Below are 24,798 nucleotides of genomic sequence, written 5' to 3'. Positions count from 1 at the left end.
GCTTGAGCGCGCAGGATGCGCGCGGTCCGGAAGAGGAAGAGGGCAGGCGCGGGCATCAATGCGGCACGTGCTGGATCTTGGCCCTCAGGTGGCCGCAGATCTCGTTGAACTCCACGCTCTCACCGATCTCGAGGCCGCGCGGGCGCGGGAAGGGAATGCGGATGTCCTCGATGATGCGCCCAGGCCGGCGGCTCATCACCAGCACGCGGTCGGCGAGGTAGACGGCCTCCCGGATCGAGTGCGTCACGAACAGCGCGGTGCGGTGGTGCTCCTCCCACATCTTCATCAGCACCAGGTTCATCTCGTCACGTGTGATGGCGTCGAGCGCGCTGAACGGCTCGTCCATCAACAGGAGGTCGGGCTCATAGACCAGGGCGCGGCAGATCGCGACGCGCTGGCGCATGCCGCCCGAAAGCTGACGCGGCTTGTGGCCGTGGAACCCCTTCAGTCCAACCTGATCGAGCAGGGTGGCCGCCCGCGCCATCGTCGCCGAATCGGTCGCCGGGGTGCCGCGGTCGGCCGCCCGGAAGGGGAACAGCACATTGTCGAGCGCGCTTTTCCACGGCAGCAGCGTCGGGTCCTGGAACATGATGCCGGTCTCTGCGCGCGGCGCCGTCAGCGCACGGCCGTTGACGGCGATCGTGCCGCGGCTCGGCGCATCGAGACCCGCTACCATCATCAGCAGCGTGCTCTTGCCGCATCCGGACGGTCCGAGCAGGGCCACAAACTCGCCCGCCTTGACGGTGAACGAGGTCGGCGCCACCGCTTCGACCTGCTGGCGCGTGCCTTCGTTGTAGGTCTTGCCGACGCCTTCGACGACGACGTAGTCCGCCGCCGCCTCGAGGGCGGGGCGAACCAGGCGCAGAGCCGTCGCAGCGGAACTCATCCCAGCGCGTACTTGGCCGACGATGCCTTCACCTTGGCCCAGTCGGCATCGCTGAGCTTGAGCTTGCCGACGAACTCGTTGGTATAGAGCAAGGTGGGGTCGGGTTTCTTGTCGCCCGCCGAGGACGCATTGTCGAAGACGAGGTCGTTCATCTTGGCGTAGACCGCGGGATCGGCCCAGCCCACGCCCTTGTCCATCGCTTCCTTGGACACGTAGTTGGCGGCCCACACGCTCATGCCGATCTCGAGCTGCTCCTTGGCGGTCGAGGCGAGCTTCAGCTCGGGCACTTCCTTGAAGAGGATCTCGATCGTCTCGGCCGGATTGAGCAGGGTGAACTTGACGCCCTCGGCCAGGCCCATGGTCATGGCCTCGCACAGCGCCTTTTCCTTGGCGAAGTATTCGGGCGTCGTTGTCAGCGAGTGGGCGTAGAAGGGCAGGCCGTACTTGCTGTAGAGGAACACGCGCGGCTTGATGCCGGCGGCGGCGATCTTGGGCAGCGCGCTCGCGACGAAGCAGGTGATCGCGTCGCACTGGTTGTCGATCAGGGCGACCTCGCGGACCTTGCTGTCGAGCGCGACCGACTGGATGTCGGACATGCTGAGGCCGACGTTCTTGAGGAAGGTCGGCAGGAAGGGATATTCGCCCGATGTCAGCGTCGAGCCGACCTTCTTGCCCTTGAGGTCGGCCGGCGCCTTGATCGCCGACTCGGGCTTGGTCGCAACACCCATCGTGGTGTCGTAGTTGAAGCAGCCCAAGGTCAGCAAAGGCAGTCCCTTGACCGCCTGCTGGATGCAGTTGGGGGCTGACGGGATGCCGAACTCGTACTTGCCCTGAGCGATCGCCTGGGTGGCTGCCGCCGACCCAGTGCCTTTCTCGATGACGACGTCGATGCCAGCCTTGGTCCAGAACTGCTTGGCGGCGTAAGACCAGATGTTGGCTCCCTCGGGCAGCCAGCTCAGGGTGTACTTCACCGTCACTTTCTTTTGCGCGTAAACCTTCTTGGGAACGAAGCCCGCGCCGGCGGCGACCGCTCCAGCCGCGACGAAGGCGCGGCGAGAAAGGGCGCCCTTCAGCTTGTTGGTGGGCTTGCGCATGCGACCTCCCGGCTCCGGAATTCCTGTGAAATGCAACGCAACATGCATGCCAATGGCACACGACTTGCTGCATCCGGGAGGACAAGGGCGAACGTCCGGGAGGGAAGGATGGATACGGTCACTGGCAAGCAACGCGTGGTTCGCAAGTTCCGTCACCCTGTGGTCGAGGCCCTTCTAACGGAGGTCGCGACGTTCGATCTGGCGGCAGCTTATGAGCGGATGATGCCCGCGGGCTGCTACACGGCGCCGGAGTTCTTCGACTTCGAGCAAACGGAGGTGTTCGCCCGCACCTGGATCTGCGTCGGCCGGGTCGAGGAACTGGCCGAGCCCGGCTCCTGCCTCGCGACGGAGGTTGCAGGCGAACCGTTGCTCATCACCAACGGGCAGGACGGCGCGATCCGGGCGCTGAGCGCCATTTGCCAGCATCGCGGCGAGATCATCCCCTGCCCGGAGAAGGGCCAGTCTACTCTCCGCTGTCCGCTGCACTTCTGGACCTACGACTTCGAGGGTCGGCTAGCTGGTGCGCCGCGTATGGGCGACGCCGAGACCGTGCTCAAGCTGCGCCAGACGGTGCGCCTGCCCCAGGTAAGGCTGGAGCTGTGGCACGGCTTCATCTTCGTCAATCTCGATCCGCAAGCGGCTCCGCTCGCGCCGAGTCTCGCCAAGCTGGAGCCGCTGTGGGCGGGCTATGAAGCGACCGGGCTCAAGGCGCTGCCGCCCAAGATGAGCGACACGCCGCTGCCGTGGAACTGGAAGGTCCAAGTCGAGAACTTCACCGACGCCTATCATACGGAGTTCGTGCATATCGGGACCCACGACTTCGCCCCCAGCATCATGGAAGGCGATGGCGTGCAGTTCACCGCGATGAAGCCGGGCGACAACGCCATCGTGCGCTCGGTGCCGTTGCGGACGCCCGGGGGTGGCATGATGAAGGACGGCTGGGGAGCCGAGGCGGCATTTCCCGCCATCGCCACGCTGCCGCAGGAGCAGCAGCGGCGCATCTTCTTCGCCATGCTGCCGCCCAGCATGACCATGATGTTCGCGCCGGGCACGGTCGCCTACACCCTGATCCGCCCGGCAGGTGTGACCGCGACCTTTGCCGGCTCGGACCGCGTCACCTATGGCGGTTGGCTGCTGCCGCAGAGCACCATCGACCTCCCGGACTTCGTCGACCGCTGCAAGGCCGTGAGCGAGGGCGGGCGCAAGATCTGGGCGCAGGACGTGCCGATCAATCGCGCCATGCAGGCCGCCAAGACCTCACGCTTCCTGCCGGGCGGTATCTATGGCCCGCAGGAGACGACGCTGCCGCAATTCAACGCATGGCTGCTCGAGAAGTACCGCGCGGCCATGGCGGCCTAGGCCGGGCGGGACGCCGAGCGTGCTGCCGGTCATCGACGTCACGTCCGTGAATACCGCCACCGGCCAGGCGATGCGCGCCGCCTGCCTGCAGTACGGCTTCTTCTACATCAAGGGCCACCGCGTGCCCGCGGGTATGATCGAGGCGGTGGCCAAGCAGGCAAGGGCGCTGTTCGCCCTGTCAGCCGAAACCAAGGCCGCGCTCCACATGAAGCACTCGCCGGCATCGCGCGGCTACTCGCCACTGGCCGGGCAGGTGCTCGATCCGGGCAAGCCCGCCGATCTCAAGGAGAGCTTCTACCTCGGACCCGAGCTGCCGCTCGATCATCCCTTCGTGCAGGCGGGCCTGTTCAATTGCGGGCCCAACCAGTGGCCGGAGCTGCCAGGCTTCCGTGTGGTCATGGAAGGCTATCTTGGCGCCATGATCGCGCTCGCCGAGGCGCTGATGGGCGGCATCGCCCTGGCGCTGGGACTCGGCCAGGACCACTTTACACGCTTCTGCCGTGATCCCACCTGCACGCTGCGCCTGCTGCACTATCCGCCGCAGCCGGTCGATGCCCTGCCGCAGCAGATGGGCGCCGGCGCTCACACCGATTTCGGCGCCATCACCATCCTGTGGCAGGACGACAATGGCGGCCTTCAGGTCGAGGGCGACGACGGCTGGATCGATGTGCCACCGCTGCCCGGCACCTTCGTGGTCAACCTGGGAGACATGATGGCGCGTTGGACCAGCGACCGCTTTCGCTCGACGCGACATCGCGTGATCAATCGCGGCGGCGATCGCTATTCCATCCCGTTCTTCTACAACGGCCATCCCGAGCATCCGATCGTGCCGATCCACGAGGGTGAGCCGGCGCTCTACCCGGCGACGACGGTCGAGGGCCATCTGCGCGAGATGTACCGCCGCAGCTATGGAGCGGCCTGAGGCGATGCCGACCGTCAGTCCGCCGGTCACCGTGTCGATGCGCACGCGCGACGGCGTGCGGCTCGATGCGGATGTATACCGGCCGGAGGGACAGGGGCCTTTCCCGGTCCTGCTGATGCGCCAGCCTTACGGTCGCAAGATCGCCTCGACGGTGGTCTACGCCCATCCCGGCTGGTACGCCGCGCACGGCTACATCGTCGTCATCCAGGATGTGCGCGGCGCCGGCACTTCGGAAGGCAGGTTCAGGCTGTTCGAGCACGAGCGCGCCGACGGCGCCGATGCGTTGGCGTGGGCGGCCACGCTCGAAGGCGGCAACGGACGCATCGGCATGTACGGCTTCTCCTACCAGGCCGCGACTCAGTTGCTGGCGCTGGCCGGCGCACTCGATTCCGGCGGCCCGAAACCCGCAGCGCTCTGCCCAGCCATGATGGGATGGGACGTGTTCTCCGACTGGGCGTACGAGGGCGGCGCCTTCTGTCTCTATGGCGGCATGTCGTGGGCTCTGCAGATGGGGGCGGAGCGCGCGCGGCTGGCCGGCGACGCGGCGGCCTACACCGAGATGCTGGCGGCTGCCAAGAACCTGCCTCTCTACGAAGAGCACACGGCATGGCCGGCGGTGCTGCAGCGCCATGGGCGGTACACGCACTACGGCGACTGGATCGGCAGTCCGACACCCGGCGGCTACTGGGACCGCATTGCGCCGAAGGCGGCGCTGGCGGGACGCACCGGCGACGTACCGATGCTTCACGTCGGCGGTTGGTACGACAAGATGCTCGAAGGCACGCTTGGCGCCTGGCAGGCTATGGCGGCGTCGCGGGCGGCGCAGCGGCTGATCGTGGGACCCTGGGGTCACATACCGTGGGGCCGGCGCACGGGCATCGTCGACTTCGGGCCGCAGGCGTCGAGCCCGATCGATTCCGAGCAGGTCCGCTGGTTCGATCGCTACCTCAAGGATCGCGACAACGGCGTCGGGCACGAGCCGTCCGTGCGGCTGTTCGACGTCGGCGCGAAAACGTGGACCGACTTCGCTGCGTGGCCCGAGCCAAGGCCACAAGCCTGGCATCTATCGAGCAGCGGGCTTGCTGCGGCGCGCAGTGAGGACGGCGTGCTCGACCGCGCCTTGCCTGCTGCGACGAGCCTCGACACCCTTGTGCACGATCCGTGGCGACCGGTGCCCTCGCTCGGCGGCCATGACGGCATGCCGCCGGGACCGCAGGATCGCGGCGCGCTTGATGGGCGGACCGACGTCGCCTGCTACACGTCGGCGCCACTCTCCGCACCGCTGCGGCTGGCCGGCCGCGTCTTGGCCGAGGTCCATGTCGATGTCGACGCAGCCTCGCATGACCTTTGCGCGGTGCTCTCGCAGGTGACGCCCGACGGCCGATGCCTGACGCTGACGCAGGGGTATCTGCGCATCGCCGACGCGACATCGCCCGGGCCGCGCAGCGTCGCAATGCGAGCGCTATGCGCCACCATTCCGACCGGTGCGGCGCTCCGACTGTCGCTGCAGGCGGCCTCATTCCCGGCCTTCGCGGTCAATCCAGGCACCGGGCTCGGCGTCGCCAAGGTTCGGCTGTTCGACTGCCGCGTCATCACGCTTGGGGTGCACGGCGGCGGGACGCGGGCGTCGCGGCTGCTGCTGCCGGTGGAGGAGGGATGATGCGGGTGATGGTGGTCTATGCCCATCCGGTCGAGACGAGCTTCAATGCCGCGATCTTCGCGACAATCAAGGACGCGCTGCGCGAGCGCAGACACGAAGTCGATGCCTGCGACCTCTACGCCGAGGACTTCCCGGCGATCATGAGCCGCGCGGATCGCCTGCTTTATCACGAGATTCCGGCCAACCGCGCGCTGGCGCGGCCATGGATCGAGCGCCTGGAGGCAGCCGAGGCGCTGGTCATGGTGTTCCCGACCTGGGTGTTCGCGCCGCCTGCCATCCTGAAGGGCTTTTGCGAGAAGGTCTTCCTGCCGGGTGTCGCCTTCAAGCTGGTTGACGGCAAGGTGCGGGGCGCGATGAGGCATCTGAAGCGCGTTGGCGGCGTGTCGACCTACGGCGGCACGCGCTGGCGCGCCTTCCTGGCGGGCGACCCGCCGCGACGGTTGTTCACCCGTTCGCTGCGCGCCTATGTCGGACCGAACGTGCCGATCGCATTCCAGGGCTGCTACGACATGAACCGCATTGACGAGGCGCGCGGCAAAGCATTCCTCGCCAACGTAAGGACGGCCTACTCGGCCTGGTAGCGGCTCATCGGACCGCGGACCTCCAGGTCCGCTCATGCTCTTCTTCTTCGGGACCGCGCGCTGGGTCGCGTCAGACGCCCTGCGCGCTCATGAAAGGTATGAGCGAGCCGGAGGCTCGCGGTCCGGAAGACGATGAGTGGACCTGGAGGTCCGCGCTCCGATTATTCCGCTGCCCGTCGCGACGGGTGGCGTGTCTGCTCCGTTTCGCCGTGGGTGGCGAGCAGGTCGAGCAGCATGCGGCGCATCACCAGTCCCGGCTTGTCGGACGGCATATGGCGCTCGATGCCGGAATGCATGTCGAGCGGCACGTCGTAGTCGGTGCCTTCCAGCACCTCCCGGTCCTCGGCCGTGACACGGCGGTCGAAGGCGATGATGCCGGCGGCCGGCGCCTCGGCCTCGCGGTCGTTGCGGAAACAGAACTGCACGATCTGCGACTGGCCGTCGCCGACCGGCGTCGCCGCGGTGATGATGATGTGGTCGAGTCCGCTGGGATAACGGATGTGCAGGCGGCGCAGGAAGGGCATGTACCAGTGCGCCGTGATGTGACGGACGGTAAAGGCCGAGTCGTCGCGCAGGTTCTTCTTCTGCTCCTCGGTATTGTAGACCGGCACATCGGAGCGGGCGACGAAGCCGTAGTCCAGCCGCTCGATGGTGGGCTCGGGCGGATCGGGATTGTTGATGTCGCCGAATGTGTTGCGATGGACGAAATGTATGTGGGCGTTGTCGAAGCTGTTCTCCATCAGGCGCAGGCCGGCGCAGTTCCACGGCTCGTAGAACTGGTTGATTCGGCGGTAACCCGAATCGATCTCCTCGGGCCAGTCGGGGATCGGTGCCAGCGGCTCGTCCAGCGCCACCCAGAGATGGCCATAGCGCGCCTCACAGAAGAAGCTCTTCACCGCCGTGCCCCTGAGACCTGCGGAGTCCGGCCGCTGTGGGATCTTCACGCAGGTGCCCGCGCCGTCATAGGCCCAGCCGTGATAGGGGCAGACGATCGTGTTGCCGTCGATCCAGCCCTTGCTGAGCTGAGCCGAGCGATGGCAGCAGCGATCCGCCATGGCGGCGTACTTGCCATCCGCATCGCGCCACAGCACCAGGCGCTCGCCCAGCAGGGTGAAGGGTTGCGGGCCGGCATCGACCATGGCGGCGGGCATCGCCGGGTACCAGAAGCGGCGCAACACGGGCTGGCGGGTGGCGAGCATGGCTTTACTCCGCGGCCGAGGCGAGCGCCGCGCCGGCGACCGGGCCGTCATGGCGCACCTCGCGCTCGCCGTGGTCGGCGAGGAGCTTTGCCAGCATGCGGCGCATCTCCAGCCCGGGTTGATCGGTCGGCATGTGTCGCTCGCCGGTGAGCGACAGCGGGACGTCGTGGTCGCAGGCTTCGAGGACCGCTATGTCTTCGTGCGTGACCTGGCGGTCGAACTCGATCAGCTTGGCGGCCGGTGCGTCGGCCTCGCTGTCAGTGCGCAGCAGGAACTGGATGACCTGCGAGCGCCGGTCGTCGATTGGCGCGGTCAGCGTCATGATGATGTGCACCAGACCGTTGGGATACGTGACCTTCATCTTGCGGCTGAACGGCATCCACCAGGTCTTCTCGTAGTGGCGCACCGTGCGGTCGGCGGCGATGCCGAGATTGGCCTTCTGAATGTCGGGGTTCTTCACCGGCACGTCGGCGTACATCACGAAGCCCGCGGGATCGGGCTCGAGCCGCGGCTGAACCGGCTCGGGCTCGTCGACGATGCCGAAGCTCGCCCTGTGCACGAAGGCGAAGTGGGCGTTGTCGAAGCTGTTCTCCATGATGCGCAGGCCCGGCGCGTTCCACGGCTCGTAGAACTCGAAGACCCGGCGATAGGCGGGGTCGTCATACTCGGGCAGCTCGGGGATGTCGCGCAGCGGCTCCTCGAGCGCCACCCAGACGACGCCATGACGCTCGGTGCAATGGAACGCCTCGACGGCGACGCCCTTGCCGGGATTGCCGTCGGGCCGTTGCGGGATGCGCACGCACTTGCCGTCGCCCGCATATGTCCAGCCGTGATAGGGACAGACGATGTTGCCGGCGTCGAGCCAGCCCTGGCTCAGCCGGGCGGTGCGATGGCAGCAGCGGTCGATCAGCGCCGACGCGCGGCCGGCATTGTCGCGGAACAGCACGATGTTGGTGCCGAGCAGCGTGAACGGGAAGGGCGCGTCAGTCAGCCGGTCGGACGGCACGATCGGATACCAGAAGCGGCGCAGGATCTTCTGCCGGGTCACGAGCATGCAGGGCTCCATGCCTTCATCTTGCCCGGGTTCAGGAGGCCGAGCGGATCGGTCCGTCGCTTGAAGGCAAGCTGCGCCTCATCGACGGTCTTCATGCCGCCGTCCTCGAGGATATAGGTGTGCGGATCGGCGACCGGGCAGCCGTTGGCCTCGAGCCAGTGGATGATCTCGTACAGCCGCGCTTCGTTCCGGTAGCGCACGAGCTGCAGGCCGAAGGCGGCGACACGGCCGTTCAGCCGTGTGAATTCCAGGTGCATCGGCGTCTCCACGCCGAATGTAGCCACTGCCCGGGCGATCTTGTCGAGATAATCCGGACCGTCGAACAGGCATTGGAGGTAGGTGATCGAGCGGTCGGCCTTCAGCGCCCACAGGGTCGTATGGTTCCAGGTGAACTCGTAGAGCGGCGGGATGTCATCTGCCTCCGCCGCATCACGCTGGAACACGATTGTCCCGCCCATCGCCGTCGAGAGCGTCTCGAAGGCTTCGAGGGACGGATCGGCCACAACGCACAGCGCGATCGCCTGACCCGACTTGAGATGCGAGAGCAACGGCCGGAAGTACTGCGCCGACTGCCAGTCGCAGACCGTGACCAGCTTGCGCACGATGCCGTCGGCCTCGCACAGGGCGTTGCCGAATGCCGCAGCCCCGCCGATGTCCGGGAAGGACACGATGATCTCACGCCACGGCCAGCTGCGCGCCAGCGGCATCTCGAGCTCGACAATGACGCCGTTGGTACCGTAGGCGTGGACCGCGGGCATGACCTCCTCGCCACGCAGTTCCAGCGCCTGCGGCTCGGCCTCCATGGTGACGAGACGCAGGCCGAGCACATTGCCCCGCGCGCGCAGTCCACCGAACTGCACCGAACCCACGCCGCCCGAACCGCCGGCGATGAAGCCGCCGATGGTCGCCGTCCGCCGGGTCGAGGGGTGGAAGCGCAGTTCCCAGCCCTGCGGCAGGCTGTGGCGTTCGAGATCGATCAGCTTCAAGCCGGCCTCGACGCGGGCGACGCCGTCCTTGAGCCACAGGAAGCGGTCGAGCTTCAGCAGGTCGAGCACGATGCCGCCCCGCAAGGGCATGGCCTGACCGTAATTGCCTGTCCCGCCGCCGCGTGGCGTCACCGGAATGCGCCGCTCATGACAATAGGCCAGCGTCCGGATGAGCTCGGCCTCGTTGGCGGGGCAGACCACGAGCTCGGCCGAGACGCCCTTCAGCTTCTCGTTGAGGACCGGCGAGTACCAGAAGAAGTCGCGGCTCTTGGCTCGCAGCGAGGCACGATCGGCGAGGCACTCGATCGGCGCAAGGTCCGCCGCGACGGCGTTCCAATCTATGGGGCTTACGCTGTCCATCGGCTCATCTTCCCGGGATTGAGCAGGCCGTATGGATCGGCCTCCCGCTTGAAAGCGAGCTGCAGGTCGGCGGCCGGCACGCGCGCGCCCTTGTCCTCCAGGATGTAGCTGTGGGGATTGGAGAGCTTTATGCCGAGCGTGTCGAGCTGGCGCACGATCTCCCAAAGTCGGTCGTCGCTGGTGTAGCGCACGACCTGCAGGGAGGAGCAGTTGGTGCGACCCTGGCGGCGCTGGAACTCGGCATGAGCCATGACCTCCTCGCCGAACATCTCGTGCGAGGCGATCAGGGCTGCGACGTTGGACTGGGGCGGGAAGATCGTCTGCAGGTAGGTGACGTCCTTGTCGACCTTGAGCGCCTGCAGGGTCGTGTGGTTCCAGGTGTACTCGTAGAGCGGCGTGTGGCCGCGTTCGTCGCGATACGGCCGTTGCAGGGTGATGTTACCGCCATGCTCGGCCGCCAACGCCGAGACTCCCAATTCTCCGCCTGCCGCTACCATGATCATGACGACGTGGCGGCCTTCCGGCAGGACGCCGTCCTCCAGGCCGCGGAAGTAGCGAGGCAGCGGCCAGGCCAAAAGGCTGTCGAGCTTGAGGAACAGCCCGTCCGATTCGGCCAGCGCCTGGGAGAAGTGCGCCGCGTTGGCGAAGTCGTCGAACGCCGCCACCGTCTCGATCCACGGATAGGCCGGCGCCAGCGGCAGCTCGACCTCGACCACGATGCCGGTCGTGCCATAGGCGTGAAGGGCCTTGCCGATGTCGACGCCACGCAGTTCGACCAGGCGCGGCGTGTCCTCGCAGGTCACGACCTTCAAGGCGAGGACAGAGCCGGCATCGCGCAGCTGGCCGTAACGCACCGAGCCAACACCGGCCGCTCCACCGCAGACATAGCCGCCGACCGTCGCCTGCCGCCGCGTCGAGGGGAACATGCGCAGCTCCCAGCCGCTCTGCTGGGCCTCGGTGTCGGCTGCCTCGAGACGCACGCCGGCCTGGAAACGGCCGCGACCACGCTCGATCCATAGCGTGCGATCGAGCCGGGCCATGTCGAGCAGCACGCCGCCCTTGAGCGGGACCATCTGGCCGTAGTTGCCGGTCGCGCCGCCGCGCACCCCGAGCGGCACACGGTTGCTCGCACAGGCCGCAGCGACGCGCGCGACCTCGTCGACGGTGCGCGGCACGACGATCAGGTCGGCGGCCTTGCCGTCCAGCTCGCGCTTGAGGATGGGCGAATACCAGTAGAAGTCGCGACTGCGCTGGCGAAGCTGGACCGGATGGTCGATCAGCTCCAGCCCGGCCAGTACCTCGCGTAGGTCCGTCACGGATTGGCCCCGATATGCTGGTCGAGCACCCGGTAGTCGGGCAGCGACGTGTCGATCGCCCGGCCGTCACGCAGCACGACACGGTCGGCCTGGTTGCGCGACAGCATCTCCGACATGTAGCGGGCCGACAGCAGGACGAGGTCGGCCGGGGCGCCGGCCTTCAGAAGCCCACGACCGGGCAGGCCCATGACCGACGCCGGGATCGCAGTGTAGGCCCGTGACCAGTCGCCGAACGGATGGTCGAGATGGGCGATGCGCGTGGCCTGGGTCATGACCTCGAGCATGTCGTGGTCGCCGAAGGCGTAGAACGGATCGCGGCAATTGTCGGAGGCGATCGATACTTCGATGCCGGCGTCCTTGAGTTCGTGCAGGAGCGTGACGCCACGCCAGCGCGGCGTGCGGCCGGTGTTGCGACCCTGGAGGTACATGTTGCACATCGGCAAGCTGACGACGGCGATGCCGGCATCGGCGATCGCCCGCAACGTCGCATCCACGAAGTCGTCGGGCTGCACGGCGAGCGAGCAGCAATGGCCGCATTGCAGCCGGCCCTTGAAGCCGAGGCGGGTCGCCGTGCGGGCAATCTCGATCAGGGCCTTGGCGCCCGAATCGCCGCTCTCGTCGACATGCAGGTCGACGTCGACCCCGCGGTCGATGGCGAGCCTGAAAAAGCGTTCGAGCAACTCGAGGAACTCCGCCGGCAGCGCATCGTGGACGCCGCCGGTCAGCCGCGTCACCGCGCCGAGGATGCCGCCGGCATCGGCGACGATGTCGGCCAGCTGCTCGCCCTGGGGCTCGGCGAACGCGTCCATGGGCATGATGCTGGCGGCCTGCACGTCGATACGGTCGGCCCAGGCATCACGCACCGTCTTGAAGACCGGCCAGGAGATCTCGGCCTGCGGGGCCAGCGAATCGATATGCGTGCGCACGGCGACCGTGCCCTGTGCCCAGGCGCATTGCAGGCCGAATTCCATGCGCGCCTGGACGTCTGCCGCCGTCCAGCGCGCCTTGCGATCGCTCGCGGTGGCCGTGGCGGCGCCGAGGAAGCTGCCGTCCGGGTTGGGCGAGCGCGGCCAGATATGGCCCTTGTCGAGATGGGTGTGGATGTCGACGAAGCCCGGCCACACCAGGCCGCCCTTGAGGTCGATGGCGCCGGCCGGCGCCGTGCCGAGCGGCGCGATGGCGGCGATGCGGCCGTCCTTGATCTCGACGTCGAAGCGCACCAGACCCTCGAAGTCCGGCTTGCCCAGCGGGTCGTGGCCGACCAGGCAAGCCTGCGACCGCGCATCGGACAGCCAGTAGTGCGGGCGATAGGGGACGTCGACGAAACCCGTGCGCTTCATGTCAGTTCTCCCGGCGCACCGCACTTTCGTGCCAGCGCCGTAGCAGCAGGTAGGAGACGAGACTCAACACGAGGAAGATCAGCACGCCGGTGCCCGACACCATGACCAGGGCGGCGAACATGCGCGGGATCTTGAGCTGGTAGCCCGCCTCGAGGATGCGAAAGGCGAGACCGGAGGCGGTGCCGCCTGACCCAGCGACGAACTCGGCGACGACGGCGCCGATCAGCGCCAAGCCGCCCGAGATGCGCAGCCCTCCCAGGAAATAGGGCAGGGCCGCCGGCAGGCGCAGGTAGCGCAGGGTCTGCCAGCGGTTGGCGCCGTAGAGCTGGAACAGGTTGACGAGATTGTGGTCGGCCGAGTTAAGGCCGAGGATGGTGTTCGACAGGATGGGGAAGAAGGCGACGATCCAGGCGCAGATCAGCAGCGACACCAGCGTGTCGTTGACCCAGATGATGATCAGCGGCGCAATGGCCACGATCGGCGTCACCTGCAGGATGACGGCGTAGGGGAAGAGCGACATCTCCAGCCACTTGGACTGGGTGAACAGGATCGACAGCAGCGCACCCAAGACCACGGCTGCCAGCAGGGCGAGGCCGGTGATCTGCAGCGTGATCCAGAGCGAGCCCGACAGGCTCTTCCAGTCGGTGACCAGCGCCTGCAGGATGCGCCACGGCCCGGGGAGGATGTAGTAGGGAACCGCCATCTTCCAGACGATGAGCTCCCAGAGACCGAGGACCAGCAGGCCGATCGCGACCGGCGCCAGGATCTTCTGCCACGTGGTGACGGTGAGCCCGAGCCAGCGTCGCTGCTCGACGATCGGCGCGAGGGCATCCGCGTCTGTGCCGTCGCCGGCGTGGCTCTTGACGATCGCGGTCATGACACGATCGCCTCGTGAAGCTTGGCTGAAACCGTCCTGCACGCAGCGGCATATTCCGGCGAGATGCGGAAGGAGGCATCGCGTGGGAAGGGTGCGTCGGTCGCGACATCGGCGATGACGCGGCCCGGCCGGGCGGCCATCACCACGATGCGTTGGGAGAGGTAGACCGATTCGAAGACGGAGTGAGTGACGAACAGCACTGTGAAGCGCTGCCGCGCCCACAAGGCAAGCAGGTCGTCGTTCAGCTTCTGGCGGGTGATCTCGTCGAGTGCCGCGAACGGCTCGTCCATCAGCAGGAGCCGGGGTCGGGTCACGAGCGCGCGGGCGATCGACACGCGCATCTTCATGCCGCCCGACAGTTCGCGCGGATAGGCCTGCAGGAACGAGCCCAGCCCGACCGCCTCGAGGGCGGCATCGGCGCGCGCCGCGGCCTCTTTCGCCGGCACGCGCTTCAGGATCAGTGGCAGCATGACATTGCGTTGCGCCGTCGCCCACGGCATCAGCGTCGCCTCCTGGAAGACGAAGCCGACATCGCGCATCGGCCTGCCGTGGGAGTCGTGATCGGTGGTCGGCCAGTCGATGCGGCCGGCGCTCGCCTCGCCAAGGCCTGCGATCAGCCGCAACAAGGTCGACTTGCCGCAACCCGAGGGCCCGAGCAGGCTGACGAACTCGCCGGCACGCAGATCGAGATCGACGCCCGTGACCGCGAGCGTGCCGTTGGAGAAGCGCTTGGCGACGCCGCGGGCATGCAGCACCGGCCGCGCCGGCGAGGCCTCGACCGCCGGCTCGATGGCGCGTAGCGCCGCGGGCATCACGCCTTTCCCACGCCCTTGTTGACGAACTCGAGCGAGTAGGCCTTCGTCGGATCGACACCGGGCGGCAGGACGCCGACATCGACCATCGAGGCGTAGAAGCGTGCCCAGCGCGCGTCCGTCATGGCGCCGATGCCAAGGGTGAGGGAGTCGCCGGAAGCCACGAGGCCGTTCTCGTTTATGACCTTGATCGCATAGGCGATCTTGTCGTCGGTCATGTCCGGGTTGTCCTTCTTGATCAGCGCATTGGCGGCTTCGATTGCGGAGCCGCCCTTGAGATACTCCGCCCAGCCTTCGAGGCTGGCGTTGACGAAGCGCTGGGCCAGGTCCTTCTTCTCGGTGACGAACTTCCGCGAGGTCGCGATGGTGGTGTTGTAGTTGTCGAACCCCGCATTGGCGATCAGCATCACCACCGGATCGACGCCGGCTTGGCGGATGGCGTAGGGCTCCGACGACACGAAGCCCTGCTGCACCAGGTTCTTGTCGGCGAGGAACGGCGCCAAGTTGAAGGTGTAGGGCTTCATCTGGTCGTCGCTGTAGCCGTACTTGGCCTTGAGGAAAGGCCAGTAGGTGACGCGGCCGCCCGCACCGACCAGGATGGTCTTGCCCTTGAGCTTCTCGAAGCTGTCGTTGCCGACGCCGGGATGGGCGATCAGTACCTGCGGGTCCTTCTGGAAGATGGCGCCGATGCAGAGGAAGGGCAGGTCCTCCCTGGCGTAGTTCAGCGCCTCGAGGCCGCCCGACATGATCATGTCGACGCGGCCACCCATCAGGAGCTGCGAATTGCTGATCTGCGGCCCGCCCATGCGCAGGTCACAGTCGATGCCGTACTTCTTGTAGATGCCCGCGGCGGCAGCCTGATAGAAGCCGCCATGCTCGGCCTGGGCGCGCCAGTTGGTCTGGTAGCTCACCTTGTCCAGGACCTGCGCACTGGCCCGACGACCCGGCAGCGGCAGCAATACCGAACCCGCGGTGGCCCCGGCCAAACCCAGCGCGGCGCGCCGGGACAGGCGATATCGGCTCATCGTCATCGCTGTTTCCTCACCGTTGGTGAGGAGCAAAACGCAATTGCTGTGCCAGCCCTGCGGCAGGCTTCTGCCTAATTCTTACGCAACGGACCGGAGCGCAGGGCCGAGAGCGGGTAGCGGTGGACCTCGTCCAGGAGCTTCACGAAGCGGGCGGCGGCGTGCTCGACCAGCATCTTGCCGCGCTCGGCATCGGCGTCGGTGGCATCGCCGCAGGCGCCCGGCGGGCTGAGATCCTGGGTCTCCCAGCCGAAGCCGATCCGGCCCTCCGGCGTCAGGATCTCATACTCGCCCTCCATGTCGAGCGAGCGCGGCCGGAAATTGGCGAGTTCCTCGCGGCGCACCAGGTCGGGGTGCAGGTGCATCATGATCGAGGTCTCGACCGAGCCGCCATGGATGCCGTGCTTGAGTTCGCTGTCGGGAAAGAGACCGGCGGGCCGACCCAACGAGTAGGTGCTTGCGGTGACCACGAACATGTCGCGGCGCACGCGCAGGTCGCGCGCCACGATGTCGGCGATCTGCGGCTGGCCACCGTGGCTGTTGAACAGCACGAGCTTGCGCGCGCCGGCGCGGGCCACGCTCTCGCCGATCTCGGTCCACAGCCGGATCAATGTCTCGGCGGAGAGGGTGAGCGTGCCCGGATAGGAAATGTGCTCGTTGGATTTGCCGATGGGCATGGCCGGCAGGAACGTCACCGGCAGCTCCGGCGGCAGCAACGCCATGGCGCGCGTCACGACGCCGCGATTGATGGCGGTATCGACCTCGACCGGCAGATGCGGGCCGTGCTGCTCGATCGCTGCCACCGGCAGGACGGCGATCACCTCCGACATGTCAATCTGCTGGAAGTCCTTGGTGGTCATCTCGACCCACTGGCGCCGCAACCGGCCGGACATTGGCGAGCCTCCGTGATGGTGCAGCGCACTCAGTGCAAGGCGCTTGCCACATCGCGGCCTTCGTCAAAACGTCCTGATACGCGGCGGCTCCAGCGTGCGCTCGACGATGTTCTGCATCAGCCGCACCAGAGCGGCGTTGGCGTCGGCGGGAATGCCGTCGCACCACGCGATGCGCTCGCCGCCGCCGCCGTCGACGAGACCGAGCCCGACGCCGACATGGTGCAGCGCGACCTCCTCGTCGGGCGTATGGCAGAGGCTGGCGTCGCGGCGGAGCAGGGCGAGGGCCGCAACAACGCCGTAGGCGCCGATGTTGGAGCCGGTGCCGACGGCGAGCACATCCGTCGGGACAACCGAGAACACACCACCGCCGCACGGCGTCTTGGCGGCCATGGTATGGTCGGGCAAACGCTTCTCGAGCTCGGCGTGCACCTTGCCGAAGCCGATCTCGTTACCGCCGTCACCGATTCCGAGCGATGGCTTGCCGAGCTTGGCGGCGGTGCGAAAGATCGTGTCGACGTTGGCGCGATGCGGCGAGCGGCTGACGCCGGTCACGCCGTAGATCTGGCCGTGGCGGTTACCGCCGAGGCGCTCGATGGCGACGAAGAGGTCGTGCCTGGCCGCGATCTCCTCCTGCTGGCCGGTGTCGCCGAGCGTGAGTGGCAGGACATCGATCGCAAGTCCGGCGCGCCTGGCCAGCATGTCGATCGGCGGCAGCGCGTCGGGGTCAGTATAGATCGTCACCTTGTGTCCGAGTCGCGTCAACGCTGTCGCCAGCACCACCGAGCCGAACGGCCCGTCGTTCTCGCCGACCGGCATATGGCCCGGCACGGCGGCGCCGGTGACGATGGCGATCTCGCTGGCCGGCCGGTCGAGCAGACGCGCGGCGGCCAGAACCAGCGGCTCGGGCGAGATGGCGCGCGCCACTTCCCACAGCACCCATTTCTTGCCACGCGGCAGGCCGGTCCGGCGCATCTCGATGTTGATCAGCTTGTCGATGTTGTCGGCTGCGATTTCCAAGGCGGCGGCTCCCTCAGAGGCGGATGCACTTGGCCCAATGGCCCGGCGCCAGCGGATGCTGCAGCGGCTCGACCTTGGCGCATTCGTCGATGGCGATGGGACAACGGGTGCGGAAACGGCAGCCCGACGGCGGATGTGCGGGATCGGGCAGATCGCCCTTGAGGATGATGCGCTGGCGGCGGGCCTCGATGTCGGGATCGGGCACCGGCACCGCCGACATCAGCGACTTGGTGTAGGGATGAGCAGGGGCGTCGTAGATCTCGTGCTTGCCCGCGCGCTCGACGATCTTGCCGAGGTACATGACCGCGATGTCGTCGCTGACATGGCGGACGACGCTGAGGTCGTGGGAGATGAAGATGTAGGCCAGCCCAAGGCGCTGCTGCAGGTCCTGCAGCAGGTTGACGATCTGCGCCTGGATCGACACGTCGAGCGCCGACACGGGCTCGTCGCACACGATGAGCTCGGGCTCGACAGCGAGCGCGCGGCAGATCGCGATGCGCTGGGCCTGGCCGCCGCTCAGCTCGTGCGGATAACGCTCGATCAGGTGGCCGGCCATGCCGACCATGTCGAGAAGCTCGCGGATGCGCTTGGCCCGCTTGGCTCCGGGATAAAGGCCGTGGATGTCGAGTGCTTCGCCGACAAGGTCGCCGATCGGCATGCGCGGATTGAGCGAGGCATGGGCGTCCTGGAAGATGATCTGCAGCTTGCGGCGCATGCGCCGCAGGCTCGCCTTGTCGAGGGTGCAGAGGTCGGTGCCGTCGAACAGCACGCGGCCACCGCTCGGCCGAACGAGCTGCAGGATGGCATAGCCCGTCGTCGACTTGCCGCAACCCGATTCGCCCACCAGGCCCAGGGTACGGCCGCGCTCGACGGTGAAGCTCACACCGTCGACCGCCTTCACCGAGCCAGGCGCGCCGGGGCGCCCGTAATGGACGTCGAGGTCCTCGACTTCGAGCAGCGTGCTCATTTGGCGAGGTCCGCCAGGCAAGAGGCCCAGTGCCCGACGCCGAACTCGCGGCGCTCGGGTGGTCGTGCCTGGCAGGCGGGCACGGAGACGCGGCAGCGCGGCAGGAACGGGCAGAGCGGGATGGGATCGATCAGGTTGGGCGGCATGCCTTCGATGGGCGTCAGCCTGGCCGTGCCGCTGCCGTCGACGCGCGGTGTCGAGCCCATGAGTCCAAGCGTGTAGCCGTGGCTCGGCCGGTGGAACAGCTCGCGGATCGGCGCCGTCTCAACGACATTGCCGGCATACATGACGTTGACCCGGTCGCAGAGGCCGGCGACCACGCCGAGGTCGTGGCTGATCCAGATCACCGACGTGCCGCGCTCGCGCTGCAGGCGCTTCACCAGGTCGATGATCTGCGCCTGGATGGTGACATCGAGTGCCGTCGTCGCCTCGTCGGCGATCAGGAGGCGCGGGTTGCAGGAGAGCGCGATGGCGATCATGACGCGCTGGCGCATGCCGCCGGAAAACTGATGCGGGTAGGCGGCGAGCCGCTTCTCGGCCATCGGGATGCCGACGGTCTCCAGCAGTTCGATGGCGCGCCGGCGGGCGGCCGTTCCCGAGAGCTTCTGATGGCGGCGCAGCACCTCGGTCAACTGCCGGCCGATGGTCAGCACCGGATTGAGCGAGCGCATCGGGTCCTGGAAAATCATGGCCATGCGCGAGCCCCTGATCTCGCGGGCATCAGCCTCGCTCAGCCGCAGGAGATCGGTGCCTTCCAGAGTGAGCGAATCGGCGGTGACCTTGCCCGGCGGCTCGGGCACCAGGCGCATGATCGAGAGGGCGGTCACGCTCTTGCCGCTGCCGCTTTCGCCGACCAGGCCCAGCACTTCGCCTTCCTCGAGGTCGAACGACACGCCGTTGACGGCACGCACGATGCCGCGGTCGGTGGCGAAGCGGGTCTGCAGGTTCCGGACACTCAGGAGTGGCATCAGCCTTCTCCCTTGGACAGCTGGCGGCGCGTGCGCCAGGCGCGCGGATCGAGCGCGTCGCGCAGGCCGTCGCCCAGAAAGTTGATGCTGAGGACGCAGAGCATGATGATCCCGGTCGGCGCCATGAACATCCACGGCGCATCGCCCAGGAAGCGGCGCGCCTCACTCATGTCGCGGCCCCAGCTCGGCTGCGGCGGCTGGGTGCCGAAGCCCAGGAAGGAGAGCGAGGCCTCGGCGACGACGGCGGCCGAAAAGACGATGGTGAGCTGCACCACGATCGGCGACATCACGTTGCGCAGGATGTGGGAGAGCACGATGCGCGCCGGCCCGGCGCCGAGCGCCCGGGCGGCCGTCACATAGACGTCCTCGCGCACGGCAAGCGTGCTGCCGCGAACGATGCGGGCCAGCACCGGCGCCTGCACCAGGCCGAGCGCCAGCATGACGTTCTGGATATCGGGGCCGAGCAGGCCGACCAACGCCACCGCCAGCAGCAGCGGCGGGAAGGTGAGGAAGGCATCGACCAGCCGCATCAGCAGGTTGTCGATGCGACCGCCGAAATAGCCCGAGGCCAGCCCGAGCGGTACCCCCAGGACGAAGGCGAAGACCACGACCAGCACGCCGACGCTGAGCGAGGTGCGGCCGCCGTAGATCAGGCGCGAGAAGACGTCGCGGCCGAAATGGTCGGTGCCCAGCAGATGCTCGAAAGAGGGTGGCTTGAGCTTGGCGCTGAGCTTGATTTGCACCGGATCATAGGGCGCGATCCACGGCGCCAGCGCCGCGGCGAGGCAGATCAACACCAGCAGCACCAGGCCCACCATGGCAGCGCGGTGGCGCGGGAACTGACGCGCGGCCAGCACGAACGAGCCCGTGATGCGGTAGGGCGTGGCCGGGGAGGAGGGTTGGACCACGGCCATCTCAGTACCGGATGCGGGGATCGAGCAGGGCGTAGAAGAGGTCGGCCATGATGTTGGCGAACAGGAAGAAGGCCGAGATCACCAGGGTGAAGCCCTGGATCACCGGGAAGTCGCGGTTGACCACGGCGTTCAGCACGGCCGAGCCCATGCCCGGCACGGCGAAGATGTATTCGATGGTGACCTGGATACCGATCATGTAGCCGAACTGGATGGCGGCCATGGTGACGAAGGGGATCATCGCGTTCTTGAGCGCGTGGACCACGATGATGGTGGCGGGCAGCAGGCCTTTGGCGCGCGCGGTGCGCATGTAGTCCTGCGACAGCACGTCGATCATGCTGGAGCGCAGCAGCCGCGTCAGGATCGCGGTCTGCAGCGTGCCGAGGGCGATCGCGGGGATGATGAATGGTTTTATGTAGGTCCACAGCCCGCCGCTCACCTGCTCGGCGGTGCCGATGCCGGTAATGGGCAGCCAGTCGAGCTGGATGGAGAAGACGTAGATCAGGATCAGCGCCAGCCCGAAGTTGGGGATGGCGAAGCCCGCGACCGTGTAGCCGGTACAGAGATAGTCGATCCAGCTGTTGCGTCTCAGGGCCGCGATCACGCCGAGGGGAATCGATACCAGCAGCGCGAAGGCCATGGCCGAGGCGGCGAGTTGCAGGCTGACCGGCAGGCGCTCGGCCAGCAGGCTGGTCACCGGATCGTTGAGCCGGATCGAGCGACCGAGGTCGCCCTGGACGACCTTGCCGATCCACAGTGCGTACTGCTCGGGCAGCGAGCGGTCGAGGTTGAACTCCTTGCGCATCGCCTCGGCAGCCTCCTTCGAGGTCTGCATGCCGAGCATGATCTGCACCGGATCGCCTGGCGTGGCGCGCGTGATGAGGAAGGTCATCAGCGAGACCACGACCAGGACCAACGGGACCTGGATCAGACGTCGACCGAGATAGCGCCACATGGTTCAGCCCCGAGCGCAGGAGAACGACGGAGGGGTCGCGTTCGGCGAGCGGGTATTGCTGCCCGCGCCCCCTCCGCCTGCTTGCGCGCCCGAGCCGACGCACAAGAAGAAAGCCATCAGCCCCATTCCACCGTGTCGAGCCTCTCCATGTATTCCTGCGGCGTCGGCACGAAGCCCTTCACGTTCTTGTTGAACACCTGGATGTTGTTGGTGTTGCAGTGATAGATCAGCGGACATTCCTCGAGCGTGTGGTCGACGATCTTGTGGTACAGGCCCTCGCGCTTGCCCTGGTCGAGCTCGCTGCGCGCGCCGTCGAGCATGCCGTCCATCAGCGGCAGGTCATAGCCCGAGGCGTTGCCCTTGCCGTGCAGGAACCACCAGCAGGTGGCATCGGGATCAGGCGCCACCAGGGTGATGTCCTCGAGCACCTGGTCGTAGCGCTGGTTCAGCCACAGATTGTTGTAGCCGCCCATGTCCATGTTCTTGAGCTTGTAGGTGATGCCGATCTGGCTGACCATTGCGGCAACGAGCTCGAGCTCCTTGCGCAGCCAGTCCTTGTCGGAGGTGATGACCTCGACCTCGTAGCCCTTCACGCCGGCCTGGGCCATCAACTCCTTGGCCTTCTTGAGGTCGCCGTTCTTGGGATACTTCAGCATCGGGCCGCGATACCCGAGATAGCCCGCCGGGATCTGGTTGTCGGTGGCGAGCGCCTCGCCGTAGTAGATCTCCTTGACGATCGCCTCGCGGTCGATGGCGTAGGAGATCGCCTGGCGCACCAGCTTGTTGCGGAACGGTGCGTCGGGCTTGGAATTCTTGAGGTTGAACTGCTGGAAGTCCCATTCCCAGCCCGGCGTCGAGTTGACGACGAAGTTGGTGTTCTTGCGGACCTGCGCCAGCTCCTTCGGATCGGGATGCGTCACGAAATCGAGCTCGTTCTTGAGCAGCGCCTGCAGGCGCGTCGTCGAATCGGGGATGGCGCGGTAGACGATCTTGTCGAGCTTGGGCAGCCCCGGCTGCCAGTAGTCGGGGTTCTTGACCAGCGTGATCTCGGTGCCGCGCTTGCTCTCGATCTGGAAGGGACCGTTGCCGACCGGTGTCGCGGAGTAGGCCTGGTTGCCCATCTCCTTGTGCGCCTTGGCCGAGATGATGGTGCCGCCGTAGCCCATGGTGACGCCGGGAAAGGCGCCGAACGGCAGCTTGGTCTTGACCTCGACCACGTACTTGCCGTCGGCCTTGACGCTGTCGACGGGGAAGAGGGCGGTGCCGACCTGGAAGCTCTTGGACTCGATATGGAAGTTCCAGCAGTAGACCACGTCCTCGGCGGTGAACTCGCCGAAGCCCTTCTGCCACTTCACGCCCTCGCGCAGCTTGATGCGCCAGGTCAGCGGATCGGGATTGGTCCATTCCAGCGCCAGGCTGGGCTCGATGGTGCGCTTGGCGAAGTCGGTTTTCACCAGCCCGTCGAAGATGTTGTAAAGCACCAGGCCGCCCTGGATGTCGAAGCGGATGACGGGGCTGAGATTGCCGAACTCGCCGCCCCACACGCCGACACGCAGGTCGCGCTTGCCTTGGGCGATGGCGGGCGCGCGGCCGCTGCCCAGGATCAATCCGCTGCCGAGTGTGCCTGCCGCGAATGCGCGGCGTGTTATGCCTTGGCCCCTCATTGCCTGCCTCCTATGCGATCTCAGAAACCTCTGTCGTATTCTTTCAGTCCGTTCTCGACGATCTGGTGCAGCAGCGTGATGAGGCTTGCCTGCACGCGATCCGACGTGCCGTCGACGTAGGGGATGAGCCGCGAATAGGCTCCATCCATGGCCCCACCGGCGACGCTGGCGTGCACGATGCGCAACTCGGTCGCCTCGTCGTGAAGCACCTCGCGGTTCCCCAAGTGACCCGCCAGCGCCGCCGCGATGCCATAAGCTCCCCAATTCGACACCGCGGCGAACACGAGGACATCGCATTCAGTAACCGTGCCAACGCCGCCGTGACAGGGGCAGCCGCAGTCCTTGCCGTAGGGCTGGATTTCGCGCACCGCTTCCTTGATCACGCCGCAGCCGATCTCGTTGCCGCCGTCGCCGACACCGATGGTCGGAATGCCGTTGGCCTTGGCGTAGTCGGCGAGATGATAGGCGCTTGCGATCTTGTCGGGCGTACGCGGCGTTCCCATGATCGAGTGGTAGATGCCTTTCACGTTGGGTCCGACCTTCTCGATGAAAATCATCGCGGCAGGCTTGAACTTCTTGGTGAGAGCGGCCGCGGCCTTCTTGCCGGCGGCGTCGCCCAACGGGAAGTCGATGGCGAGGGCCACCGAGCGACGCTGCTTGAACAGCGCCTCATCGACGACGGCCACGCCAGCTGCCTCGGTCGCCTTGACCGTCGCCGGCATGTTGCGCGCCTCGCTGATCAGCACCGGCTTGGCGCCGAGCCCGACCTCGATCGCCCGGGCGATTGCGGCGGCGCCTGGGGGGCCGTCGGTCTCGCCGGCGGGCAGGCCGGGCGGCGTGCCCGCGCCGGTGACGACGAACACATGGTCGCCGGGCTTGATGCTGTCCTTCAGCAGCTTGGCGGCGAGCCAGGTCAACGGCTTCTTCTGCTTCTTGCGCGCGGCTTCGTAGAGCGGGTAGGTGACGCCGCGCGGCAGGCCGGCGCGAAAGCGCATCTCGATGTTGACCGCGCGATCGATCGAATCGCCGACGATTTCGTCAATTGCCATTAAACTCTCCTGATTTGACGTCTTGTCGGACCGCGGGCCTCCAGGCCCGCTCACGATCTTGTCTTCTGGACCGCGAGCCTCCGGCTCGCTCGGGAATCGAGCCGGAGGCTCGCGGTCCGGAAGAGGATGATTCAAAACGCACGTTTGAAGCCCGGGGCCACGCCGTTCTTCACGATGCAGCCCAGCATGGCGACAATGGCGTACGAGGCCTCGGCCGGCATGCCGTCGACTCCCAGGATGTGACGGCCGGTGCTGCCGTCGACGCCGTTGGCGTTGACGCAGGCCTCGATCATGCGCCGCTCGATGTCGGCCGAATGCATGATCTCGGGCCTGCCGACCAGGGCGGCGAGCGCCGCCTCGACGGCATAGGCGCCCCAGTTCGAGGTGTTGGCCGGCACCAGCACGTCGGTCTTCACCCGCGTGCACAGCCGCTCGCCGTTGGGCTTGTACTTGGCGACGGCATCGGCGATCAGGCCGAAGCCCAGCTCGTTGCCGTTGTCGCCGATGCCCAGCGAAGGGATGCCGCGGCGTGCCGCCTCGTCGAACAGGCACTCGGCGCGGGCACGGTCGCTCGCCGTCGGTGTGCCGGTCGAGGTGTGGGCGATGCCCTGCGGGTTCGGCCCGATCTTCTCGATGGCGATCACCATTGCGGGCTTGTAGGCGTCGAGATAGTCGGCGGCCTGCTTCTCGGCGGTGTCGTCGTGGGCGAGGGGCAGGACGGCCGTGGTGTACCCGGTGTTGAGAGCGACCTTTGGCTCACGGACGCCGAGGCCGACGGCAAGTGTCGTGGCCGCGAGATTGCCGACGAACGGCTGCTCGGTGAAGAGCAGGGGAACCGCGCCGGTCGCGCCATGGATCGCGAGCGCCAGAGCCGCAACGCCCGGCGGGCCGTCGGTCTCGCCC

The 24,798-nt window shown here is 67.1% G+C and carries 23 protein-coding genes; 4 read left to right on the top strand and 19 right to left on the bottom strand.

Annotation, left to right across the window (positions count from 1 at the left end; all coding sequences use genetic code 11):
• Positions 1 to 55: 55 nt before the first annotated feature.
• Both RSO01_RS04180 and RSO01_RS04175 read right to left on the bottom strand, forming a co-directional pair.
• The gene (locus tag RSO01_RS04180; protein ID WP_147146519.1) at positions 56 to 886 is read right to left on the bottom strand and encodes an ABC transporter ATP-binding protein; all 831 of its coding nucleotides are present in this window, start codon (positions 884 to 886) and stop codon (positions 56 to 58) included.
• Positions 883 to 1,980 (bottom strand): ABC transporter substrate-binding protein, encoded by a 1,098-nt coding sequence (locus RSO01_RS04175; protein WP_170302834.1) that lies wholly within the window; start codon positions 1,978 to 1,980, stop codon positions 883 to 885. Before RSO01_RS04175 ends, RSO01_RS04180 begins: the two co-directional genes overlap by 4 nt.
• A gap of 108 nt (positions 1,981 to 2,088) precedes the next feature.
• Here RSO01_RS04175 and RSO01_RS04170 point away from each other — a divergent pair, with 108 nt between their 5' ends.
• Genes RSO01_RS04170 through RSO01_RS04155 form a run of 4 tightly spaced genes read left to right on the top strand, consistent with a single transcriptional unit; the run spans position 2,089 to position 6,502 of the window.
• Positions 2,089 to 3,339 carry an aromatic ring-hydroxylating oxygenase subunit alpha gene (locus RSO01_RS04170; RefSeq protein WP_170302833.1) on the top strand — a complete coding sequence of 417 codons (1,251 nt, stop codon included), beginning with the start codon at positions 2,089 to 2,091 and terminating at the stop codon, positions 3,337 to 3,339.
• 19 nt (positions 3,340 to 3,358) lie between these two features.
• A complete protein-coding gene (locus tag RSO01_RS04165; protein WP_218037233.1) occupies positions 3,359 to 4,261 on the top strand; it encodes an isopenicillin N synthase family dioxygenase in 903 nt (300 codons plus the stop codon).
• A 4-nt stretch (positions 4,262 to 4,265) separates the two neighbouring features.
• Entirely contained in the window at positions 4,266 to 5,921 is a 1,656-nt protein-coding gene (locus RSO01_RS04160) for a CocE/NonD family hydrolase (protein WP_147146510.1), read from the top strand.
• Positions 5,918 to 6,502 (top strand): NAD(P)H-dependent oxidoreductase, encoded by a 585-nt coding sequence (locus RSO01_RS04155; RefSeq protein WP_147146508.1) that lies wholly within the window; start codon positions 5,918 to 5,920, stop codon positions 6,500 to 6,502. The genes RSO01_RS04160 and RSO01_RS04155 overlap by 4 nt, the downstream gene beginning before the upstream one ends.
• A gap of 161 nt (positions 6,503 to 6,663) precedes the next feature.
• On the opposite strand, the gene RSO01_RS04150 is transcribed toward RSO01_RS04155, so the two are convergent.
• From RSO01_RS04150 to RSO01_RS04070, 17 genes are all read right to left on the bottom strand, one after another.
• The gene (locus RSO01_RS04150) at positions 6,664 to 7,701 is read right to left on the bottom strand and encodes an aromatic ring-hydroxylating dioxygenase subunit alpha (protein ID WP_147146507.1); all 1,038 of its coding nucleotides are present in this window, start codon (positions 7,699 to 7,701) and stop codon (positions 6,664 to 6,666) included.
• Positions 7,702 to 7,705: 4 nt separating this feature from the next.
• Positions 7,706 to 8,755, bottom strand: a complete 1,050-nt coding sequence (locus RSO01_RS04145) for an aromatic ring-hydroxylating dioxygenase subunit alpha (protein ID WP_147146505.1) — start codon at positions 8,753 to 8,755, stop codon at positions 7,706 to 7,708.
• Positions 8,746 to 10,101 (bottom strand): FAD-binding oxidoreductase, encoded by a 1,356-nt coding sequence (locus RSO01_RS04140; protein WP_147146503.1) that lies wholly within the window; start codon positions 10,099 to 10,101, stop codon positions 8,746 to 8,748. The genes RSO01_RS04145 and RSO01_RS04140 overlap by 10 nt, the downstream gene beginning before the upstream one ends.
• Complete coding sequence (locus RSO01_RS04135) at positions 10,089 to 11,417, bottom strand: FAD-binding oxidoreductase (RefSeq protein ID WP_147146501.1); 1,329 nt, start codon at positions 11,415 to 11,417, stop codon at positions 10,089 to 10,091. The genes RSO01_RS04140 and RSO01_RS04135 overlap by 13 nt, the downstream gene beginning before the upstream one ends.
• Entirely contained in the window at positions 11,414 to 12,757 is a 1,344-nt protein-coding gene (locus RSO01_RS04130; RefSeq protein WP_147146499.1) for a cytosine deaminase, read from the bottom strand. Before RSO01_RS04130 ends, RSO01_RS04135 begins: the two co-directional genes overlap by 4 nt.
• A 1-nt stretch (position 12,758) precedes the next feature.
• On the bottom strand, positions 12,759 to 13,634 hold the full coding sequence (locus tag RSO01_RS04125) for an ABC transporter permease (RefSeq protein ID WP_147146497.1): 876 nt from the start codon (positions 13,632 to 13,634) through the stop codon (positions 12,759 to 12,761).
• A complete protein-coding gene (locus RSO01_RS04120; RefSeq protein ID WP_373867869.1) occupies positions 13,631 to 14,449 on the bottom strand; it encodes an ABC transporter ATP-binding protein in 819 nt (272 codons plus the stop codon). The genes RSO01_RS04125 and RSO01_RS04120 overlap by 4 nt, the downstream gene beginning before the upstream one ends.
• Positions 14,446 to 15,477: an ABC transporter substrate-binding protein gene (locus RSO01_RS04115; protein ID WP_147146493.1), complete on the bottom strand. Its 1,032-nt coding sequence runs from the start codon at positions 15,475 to 15,477 to the stop codon at positions 14,446 to 14,448. Before RSO01_RS04115 ends, RSO01_RS04120 begins: the two co-directional genes overlap by 4 nt.
• A 68-nt stretch (positions 15,478 to 15,545) precedes the next feature.
• Positions 15,546 to 16,364: a creatininase family protein gene (locus RSO01_RS04110; RefSeq protein ID WP_147146491.1), complete on the bottom strand. Its 819-nt coding sequence runs from the start codon at positions 16,362 to 16,364 to the stop codon at positions 15,546 to 15,548.
• Positions 16,365 to 16,427: 63 nt separating this feature from the next.
• Positions 16,428 to 17,381: a glutamate cyclase domain-containing protein gene (locus RSO01_RS04105; protein WP_147146489.1), complete on the bottom strand. Its 954-nt coding sequence runs from the start codon at positions 17,379 to 17,381 to the stop codon at positions 16,428 to 16,430.
• A gap of 13 nt (positions 17,382 to 17,394) precedes the next feature.
• Complete coding sequence (locus RSO01_RS04100; RefSeq protein WP_147146487.1) at positions 17,395 to 18,348, bottom strand: ABC transporter ATP-binding protein; 954 nt, start codon at positions 18,346 to 18,348, stop codon at positions 17,395 to 17,397.
• Complete coding sequence (locus tag RSO01_RS04095) at positions 18,345 to 19,316, bottom strand: ABC transporter ATP-binding protein (protein ID WP_170302832.1); 972 nt, start codon at positions 19,314 to 19,316, stop codon at positions 18,345 to 18,347. Before RSO01_RS04095 ends, RSO01_RS04100 begins: the two co-directional genes overlap by 4 nt.
• Entirely contained in the window at positions 19,316 to 20,230 is a 915-nt protein-coding gene (locus tag RSO01_RS04090) for an ABC transporter permease (protein WP_147146485.1), read from the bottom strand. The genes RSO01_RS04095 and RSO01_RS04090 overlap by 1 nt, the downstream gene beginning before the upstream one ends.
• Position 20,231: 1 nt before the next feature.
• A complete protein-coding gene (locus tag RSO01_RS04085) occupies positions 20,232 to 21,182 on the bottom strand; it encodes an ABC transporter permease (protein WP_147146483.1) in 951 nt (316 codons plus the stop codon).
• A gap of 116 nt (positions 21,183 to 21,298) precedes the next feature.
• Complete coding sequence (locus tag RSO01_RS04080) at positions 21,299 to 22,846, bottom strand: ABC transporter substrate-binding protein (protein WP_147146481.1); 1,548 nt, start codon at positions 22,844 to 22,846, stop codon at positions 21,299 to 21,301.
• A 20-nt stretch (positions 22,847 to 22,866) separates the two neighbouring features.
• Complete coding sequence (locus RSO01_RS04075; protein WP_147146479.1) at positions 22,867 to 23,895, bottom strand: glutamate cyclase domain-containing protein; 1,029 nt, start codon at positions 23,893 to 23,895, stop codon at positions 22,867 to 22,869.
• A gap of 131 nt (positions 23,896 to 24,026) precedes the next feature.
• Positions 24,027 to 24,798, bottom strand: a 772-nt coding sequence (locus RSO01_RS04070; protein ID WP_147146477.1) for a glutamate cyclase domain-containing protein, incomplete at its 5' end; no start/stop codon positions are given.

It is taken from the genome of Reyranella soli (assembly GCF_007992495.1).
Taxonomy (GTDB): Bacteria; Pseudomonadota; Alphaproteobacteria; order Reyranellales; family Reyranellaceae; genus Reyranella; species Reyranella soli.
The sequence above is the reverse complement of the archived record's forward strand: the minus strand, read 5'-3'. Positions and strand labels throughout refer to the sequence as shown.